General features: G+C 74.3%; 3 protein-coding genes. 1 reads left to right on the forward strand and 2 read right to left on the reverse strand.

Annotated features, from left to right (window positions below):
• Window positions 1-33: 33 nt before the first annotated feature.
• Window positions 34-5,808: a TIR domain-containing protein gene (locus tag EAD96_RS18990; protein WP_121685253.1), complete on the forward strand. Its 5,775-nt coding sequence runs from the start codon at window positions 34-36 to the stop codon at window positions 5,806-5,808.
• A 30-nt stretch (window positions 5,809-5,838) separates the two neighbouring features.
• On the opposite strand, the gene EAD96_RS18995 is transcribed toward EAD96_RS18990, so the two are convergent.
• Together EAD96_RS18995 and EAD96_RS19000 are read right to left on the reverse strand one after the other, a co-directional pair.
• The gene (locus EAD96_RS18995; RefSeq protein WP_121685254.1) at window positions 5,839-6,486 is read right to left on the reverse strand and encodes a GNAT family N-acetyltransferase; all 648 of its coding nucleotides are present in this window, start codon (window positions 6,484-6,486) and stop codon (window positions 5,839-5,841) included.
• A gap of 203 nt (window positions 6,487-6,689) precedes the next feature.
• A partial coding sequence (locus EAD96_RS19000; RefSeq protein ID WP_121685255.1) for a glycoside hydrolase family 16 protein occupies window positions 6,690-7,857 on the reverse strand: 1,168 nt, incomplete at its 5' end.

The raw sequence follows: 7,857 nt of genomic DNA on the forward strand, positions 1-7,857 counted from the left end.
GATCTGTTGACCGTCGGTGGCCATAATGACCATGTGGTTGTAGGCGCGCACCCCACCCGGTCCGACCGCCCCATCGATTTCTTCATCAGCTACTCGCCCGCGGACGAACGCTGGGCCACGTGGCTGGCGTGGGAGTTCGAGGCGGCCGGCTATCGCACGCTGTTGCAGGCGTGGGACTTCGTGGCAGGCACCAACTTCATCGACTTCATGGACCGCGGTGTCCGTGAGGCCGAGGTGGTGGTGGCGGTGCTGTCCGAGCGCTACCTGCACTCGACGTACGGCAAGCTGGAATGGCAGGCCGCGCTGCGCGCCGACCCGGACGGCACCGGCAACAAGCTCGTCACGGTACGCGTCGAGGACTGCCCGATCGACGGCCTGCTCGCCACCATCACCTATGTGGACCTGGTCGGCGTGGACGACCCGGTGCAGGCCCGCAACCGGGTGCTCGACCGCATCCGGGAGGCGCTCGACGGCCGGGCCAAGCCGATGCGGCAGCCGGCCTTCCCGCACCACCCGGCCGACCCGCACGGGGTGCTCGCCGCGCCCGCCGCCGGAGCGCCCGCGCCCCGCCGCGCCCGGCGCACCCCGATCAACCCGCCGCCGTTCCCACCGGCCGCGGTGGCGCCACCGACCGCCCGGGACACCGTCACCGTGCTCCAGGTCGCCGGGCCGCGCTTCGGCCGGGGCGTGATCACCCCCGGCGCGCCGGTCACCCCGGGCGAGGTGCAGGAACACCTGATGGGCGACCTCACGCTGCTGATGAACGACGGCGTGCCCCGGCCGGACCTGCTCGTCGTCGCCGGCAACCTCACCGAGTCGGGCAGCCCGCGCGAGTTCTCCGACGCGCTGAGCTTCCTCACCGGCCTGCGGGTGCTGCTCGGGCTGGAACCGCACCGGCTGGTCGTGGTGCCCGGCCCGCGCGACGTGACGATGGCCGCCTGCCGCGCGTACTTCGCCACCTGCGAGGCCGACGACGTCGACCCGCAGCCGCCGTACTGGCCGAAGTGGCGGCACTACGCGCGCCTGTTCGACGACCTCTACCAGGGCCTCGACGACCGGATCTTCGACAGCGAGCAGCCCTGGACGCTGTTCCCGGTACCGGACCTGCGGGTGGTGGTGGCCGGGCTGAACTCCACCATCGCCATCACCCACCGCGAGGAGGACCGGTACGGCTTCCTCGGCGAGGCGCAGTCCAGCTGGTTCGCCCAGCGGCTGCGCCACTACCAGCAGTCCGGCTGGCTGCGGCTGGGCGCGATGGCGCACGCCCCGGGGGCGCGCAGCCCGTACGCCGACGAGGTGCCGCCGGACCCGATGTCCCTGCGCGACCGCGGCTCGGTCAACCGGCTGGTCGGCCCGATGCTCAACCTGCTGCTGGCCGACGCCGCACCGTCGGCCCGGGTGGACCCGGTGGTGCCGCTGGCCGCCGCGCCCCGCGACGGCCGGGCGCAGGTGCTGCGGCTGGGCGTGGACGGGATGACCCGCTGGGTGCTCGGCCGCGACGACCGGCTCGACGGCGGCACGGCGACCGCCGTGTCCTGGCCGCACGCGGAGGCCACCTTCGGCGCGTCCGGACCGGCGCAGGTGCCCGACCCGCGCCGCCCGGTCGCCGTCGAGGGGGCCACCCAGGGCGTGGCGGCGGCCGCCGCGCCGGTCGCCCCGGTGCAGCGGCTGCTGGACCGGCTCGCCGAGGTCTGCGAGGCCCGCTACGACCGGGTGGTGGTGCGCCGCGTCGACACCGACCCGCCGCACCTGTACATCAGCTACCGCTCCGACGGGGTGGTCCGCCAGCAGCGCGTCGGCGCGCACGTCGGCACCCCCACCGCCGCCGACGTGGACGTCTTCGCCCGGCGGGTGCACGCCACCGACCCGGACATCGCCTCGGAGCTGGTCTACGACGGCGACCGGGTGCCGCGCGGGCTGGCCGAGGAGGCGCAGCGCCGTGGCGTACGCGTGCTGCACCTGACCGAGTTCCAGGGCCTGCTCGACCTGCGCGAGTACGTCGCCGCGCAGACCGCCCGGCTCCAGGCCGACCGGCTCTACCCGCCCGGGCAGTACGTGCCGCAGCGCTACCGCCACCTCGTCGGCGCCGACCAACGCGTCCGCGACGACGTGGTGGACGAGCTGCTGGAGACCGTCTCCGCGCCGGACGGCCGCTTCGTGCTGGTGCTCGGCGACTTCGGCCGGGGCAAGACGTTCGCGTTGCGGGAGGTGGCCCGGCGGCTGCCCACCGCCGCACCGGACCTGATCCCGATCCTGGTGGAGCTGCGCGCGCTGGACAAGGCGCACTCCGTGGACGGCCTGGTCGCCGCGCACCTGGCGAACCACGGCGAGCAGGTGATCGACCTCAAGGCGTTCCGCTACATGCTGCGCCAGGGCCGCATCGTGCTGCTGTTCGACGGGTTCGACGAGCTGGTGGCCCGGGTGACGTACGACCGGGCGGCCGACCACCTGGAGACGTTGCTGCAGGCCGCCGAGGGCAACGCGAAGATCGTGGTGAGCAGCCGTACCCAGCACTTCAAGACCAACTCGCAGGTGCTGACCGCGCTCGGCGAGCGGGTCGGCCTGCTGCCGCACCGGCGCGTACTCGCGGTGGAGGACTTCACCCCCGGGCAGATCGAGGCGTTCCTGCGCAACCGGTACGGCGGCGACGAGCGGGCCGCCCGCGAGCGGATGGACCTGCTCGCCGGCGTGAAGGACCTGCTCGGGCTCTCCCGCAACCCGCGCATGCTCGGCTTCATCGCCAACCTCGACGAGGGGCGGCTCGCGGCCGTCGCCGGGGCGGGCGGCACGTTCAGCGCCGCCGCGCTGTACCGGGAGATCCTGGAGTCCTGGCTGGACTTCGAGGAACGCCGAACCCAGGGCATCCCGGGCGCGCCGGTGAGCCTGCGCCGCCCCGAGCTGTGGCAGGCGGTGAGCCGGCTGGCGTTCCAGCTCTGGGAGAGCGGCGAGGCGTACCTTCGCCTGGCCGAACTGGCCGAGTCCACCGGCCAGCTCGCCGGGCGGGCCGACTCCCGGCTGTCCGGCCCGCAGGCGGCGCACGCGGTCGGCGCGGGCAGCCTGCTGGTCCGCACCGACGACGGGCTGTTCGGGTTCATCCACACCTCGGTGATGGAGTGGCTGGTGGCCGAGGGGGTGGCCGAGCAGATCAACAGGGGCGAGGAACCGTCCGCGCTGGCGGTACGGTCGCTGTCCGCGCTGGCGGTGGAGTTCCTCGGCGACCTCGCCGACCCGGCGCGCTGCACCGCGTGGACCGCGCGGGTGCTCGGCGACGAGTCCGCGGGCGAGACGCTGCGCGCCAACGCGCTGCGGCTGTCCGCCCGGCTGCGCCTGCCCGACCGGGCCGACCTGCGCGGCGCGGTGCTGCGCGGCGAGGACCTGTCGCACCGCGAACTCGCCGGGGCCGACCTGACCGGCGCCGACCTGACCGACGCGCGGCTGGTCGCCACCAACCTGACCGAGGCGCGGCTGGAACACGCCCGGCTGCGCGGCGCCCGCCTCGACCAGGCCCGCCTCGCCGGGGCGGACCTGCGCGACGCGGAGATGGCCGGCGCGCGCCTGTTCCGTACCGACCTGCGCGGCGCGCGCGTCGCCGGCAGCAGCTGGCACCGCACCGCGTTGATCGACGTCAGCGCCGACCCGGCGCTGCTGCGCGCCCCGGAACTGCGCGGCGCCGTCGTCGCGCCGGGCCGGCCGGTCGCGCCGGGCCTGGCCCCGCCCGCCGTGGGCGTCGGCTACGGCTTCGAGGTGGGCCGGCTGCCGGTGCCGGTGGCGTACAGCCCGGACGGCGCGGTCCTCGCGGTCGGCAGCGACGACGGTGGTGTGCTGCTCTGCGACACCGCCACCGGGCTGCCGGTGCGCACGCTCCAGGGACACCGGTCCCGGGTGTACGCGGTCCGCTACGACGCCGCCTCCCACCAGCTCGTCACCGGCTCGGCCGACCTCACCGTACGGCTGTGGGACGCCGACCACGGCGACGTGCGGCACGTCATCGAGGACGTCTTCGCCGGCTGGGTGTGGCCGCTGCTCACCGACGGCCGCCGGGGCCGCCTGGTGGTCGGCGACGCCGCGGGCGTGGTGCGGCTGTACGACACCCGCGGCGCCCGCCTGCGCCACGAGTGGCCCGGCCACTCCGCGCCGATCTGGGGCACCTCGTTCAGCCCGGACGGGCGGCGGGTCGTGGTGGCCGACAGCGCCGGCACGGTTCGCGGCTGGGACATCCCCACCGGCAAGCTGGCGTTCGAGGTGCAGGAGCCGGAGGTGGTCTACCGGGTCGTGCACTCGCCGGACGGCCGGCTGCTGGCCGCCGTCGGGCAGCACGGCCGGATCTGGATCCGCCGGGCCATCGACGGCGAGCTGCTGCGCGCGCCGCGCGGCCACGAGGCCGACGTGTACGCCCTCGACATCCACCCCGACGGCACGCTGATGGCCACCGGCGACACGCACGGCGCGCTGCGGCTGTGGGAGACCGAGACGGGCCGTCCGGTACGGGTGCTCGGGCGACAGCGCGGCGCGATCTACAGCGTCCGGTTCAACGGCGACGGGAGCCTGCTCGCCACCGCCGCCAGCGACGGCGCGATCCAGCTCTGGGACACCGACGACGGGCAGGTGCGGCACGAGCTGACCCGGCACCGCGGCTCGGTCTGGCCGGTGGTCTGGCGGCCGGACCAGAACCAGGTGGCCACCAGCAGCAACGACGGCACGACCCGGCTGTGGGACGTCCGCAGCGGGCAGCTCCAGCACACGCTGCGCGGGCACGGCCGCCGCGTCACCGCGCTGTCCTTCCGCGACGACGGCGAGGTGCTGGCCGCCTGCGGCAACGACGGCGTGATCCGGCTCTGGGAGCCGCGCACGGGCCGCCTGCTGCGGCAGCTCGCCAGCCCGGCCGACCGGCTGCTGTCGGTGGTGTTCTGCCCCGAGGAGCCGCTCGTGGCCACGCCCAGCGGCGACGGCGGCGTGCACCTGTGGAACACCGACACGGGCGCCGACGAGCGCGAACTCAACGTGGACACCGACCACGTGTGGGCGGTCGCGTTCAGCCCCGACGGCGACGCCCTCGCCACCGCGAACGACGACGACACGGTACGCCTCTGGTACCGCCGTACCGGCCGGCACTTCGCCACGCTCACCCCGCACCGGGGGCGCGTGCGCACCGTCGCGTTCAGTCCCGACGGCGAGACCATCGCCACCGGCTGCGACGACCAGACGGTACGGCTCTGGGACGCCGCCACCGCCACCTGCCGCCTCACCCTCGAACACCACACCGACCGGGTCTACTCGGTCGGCTTCAACAGCGAGGGCACGCTGCTGGCCAGCGCCGGCAACGACGGCACGGCGGTGGTCTGGGACGCGGTCACCGGCGAGCGGCGCCTGGTGCTCACCGAACACGACGGCCGGCTCTGGTCCTGCGCGTTCAGCCCGGACGGCAACCTGCTCGCCACCGCCGGCGACGATCTGGTGATCCGGCTCTGGGATCCGGTCACCGGCCGTCTGCACGGCACCCTGGCCGCGCACACCCGGCGTGTCTGGTCGGTGCACTTCAGCCCGGACAGCAGCCTGCTCGCCAGCGCCGGCGACGACGGCACGGTACGGCTGTGGGACGTGGCCGACCCGGAGCACGCCCAGTTGCGGACCACGCTCATCGGTCTGCCGGACGGATGGGCGGCGGTCAGCCCGGACGGCCGGTACAAGCTGGACGGCGACCCGGGCGGCCAGTTCTGGCACGTCATCGGCACGTGCCGGTTCGAGGTGGGCGAACTGGACCCCTACCTCACCCAGGTCCGCCGCCTGTCCGTGGACGCCCCCTTCTGATCCCCGCCGTATCCGACACGAACTCCTTGGTCAACCCCGGGCAGGCGGGGGAGGCGGGGCGGCCGGTCCGGTCCAGCGGACCTCGCCGTCCTGCCACACGTCGGTGGGGGCCAGGCCGCAGGCCGTGGCCACCGCCGCCGACGCGCGGTGGTCGGGATGGACGTGGGCCACGAGGGTACGCACACCGCGTCGCCCCAGCCAGCCGGCCATTCCACGGGCGGCCTCGGTGGCGATCCCGCGCCCCTGCCACCGTGTTCCCACCACCCAGGCGATCTCCGCGACCGGTCCCGCGGCGGCCGGTGTCGCCTCGTCGAGGTGCCGGTGCCCGACCGCGCGCGCACCCGCCGTGGCGGTGTCCGCCACCGGTTCGTGTGGCTCGGTGACCGTGGCCTGGACGAAGCCGGCCAGCCGGCCGTCGTCCCGGAGCCGGATGACCCAGTTGCACCACGACTCGGCCGGGTCGGGCGAGCCGGCGACCAGCCGTTCGTAGCGGGCTCGCAGCGCGGCGGGGGAAGCGGGCTCGCCGCCGATGAACGTGTGCAGCGCCGGGTCGGCGAGGACGGCGGCCATCTCCTGGGCGTGCTCGACGGCCAGGGGCAGCAGGTCAAGCCGTGCGGTGGAGATGGGCTCCGGCGTGAACCCGCTCGTCGACGGCAGCGCGCCGGTCGGTTCATCCATGATGGCGCTTCCAGGGGATCGATGACCTGGTCTCGCGGGAGCGAAACGGACCTCACGGTATCCCAGCCCGCAACGCCATTCGTGCCCCCGGCGAGGCGCCACCCCTCGCGATCTTGCAGTTTGTGCCCGGGCGGATGGGACATTCGCGTCGCCGCTCGGGCCGAAAGTGCAAGATCGCGGGGGAGGGGTGGCGGGGACGCCGGTCAGCGGCGCCATTTCTGGTTGGCGGCGCCGGTGCAGTCCCAGATCTGCAGCCGGGTGCCGTCGGCCGAGCTGGGACCGGTGGCGTCCAGGCACTTGTTCGCCTGGGGGTTCACGATGTCTCCGGCCGCGCTGAACACCCACTTCTGCGCGCCGGTGCCGTTGCAGTCGTAGAGCTGCACCTTGGCGCCGCTCGCGGTCGATCCGGCGGCCACGTCGAGGCACTTGCCGAGCGCGCGTACCGAGCCGTCGGCGTTCCAGGTCCAGCGCTGGGCGGCGGTGCCGTTGCAGGTCCAGAGCTGCACCGGGGTGCCGTTGGCGGTGCCGGCGCTGGCCACGTCGACGCACTTGTCGCCGTACCCGACGATCTGCCCGCCGGTGCCTCCGCCGCCGTTGTCCCACGCCTGGACCCGGACGTAGTCGATGGTCATGGTCTGCGGGAACGTGGTGCTGCCGTCCGGCGAGCCGGGCCAGTTGCCGCCCACCGCCACGTTCATGATCATGAAGAACGGGTGGTCGAAGACCCAGCGGTTGCCGCCGATGTCGGCGGGCGTCTTGCGCGAGTACGCCACGCCGTCGAGGTACCAGGTGATCGAGTCCGGTGCCCAGTCCACAGTGAACGTGTGGAAGGCGTCGGCGAGCGCCTGGCCGCCCGGGAGCGAGGTGGACGCGCCGACGCCGCCGCCGCCGGAGTAGCCGGGGCCGTGCAGCGTGCCCCAGACGGTCGACGGCGCGTAGCCGACGTTCTCCATGATGTCGATCTCGCCGCTGCCGGGCCACGGGTTCGTGCCGATGTCGTTGCCGAGCATCCAGAACGCCGGCCACAGCCCTTGCCCGCGCGGGACCTTGATGCGCGCCTCGAACCGCCCGTACGCCTGCGCGAACGTGCCGTTGGTGAGCAGCCGCGCCGAGGTGTACTGGCAGCTTCCGTACCAGCACGAGTAGCCGGACGGGTTCTCCCTTCGGGCGGTGATGACCAGGTTGCCGTTGCCGTCGAGCGCGGCGTTGCGGGTGCTGTTGGTGTAGTACTGCAGCTCGTTGTTGCCCCAGCCGCCGCCACCGATGTCGTAGCGCCACTTGCTCGCGTCGGGGGCGGCGCCGGCCGGGCCGTTGAAGTCGTCGGACCAGGTGACCGCGCCGGGGGCGGCGATCGCGGGGGAGTGGGGGACG

It is taken from the genome of Micromonospora sp. BL1, from assembly GCF_003667485.1.
Taxonomy (GTDB): Bacteria; Actinomycetota; Actinomycetes; order Mycobacteriales; family Micromonosporaceae; genus Micromonospora; species Micromonospora tulbaghiae.

What these genes read in the sequence shown, in the direction of transcription:
- EAD96_RS18995 (WP_121685254.1), bottom strand. Translation starts at nt 6,486, where the DNA reads ATGGATGAACCGACCGGCGCGCTGCCGTCGACGAGCGGGTTCACGCCG.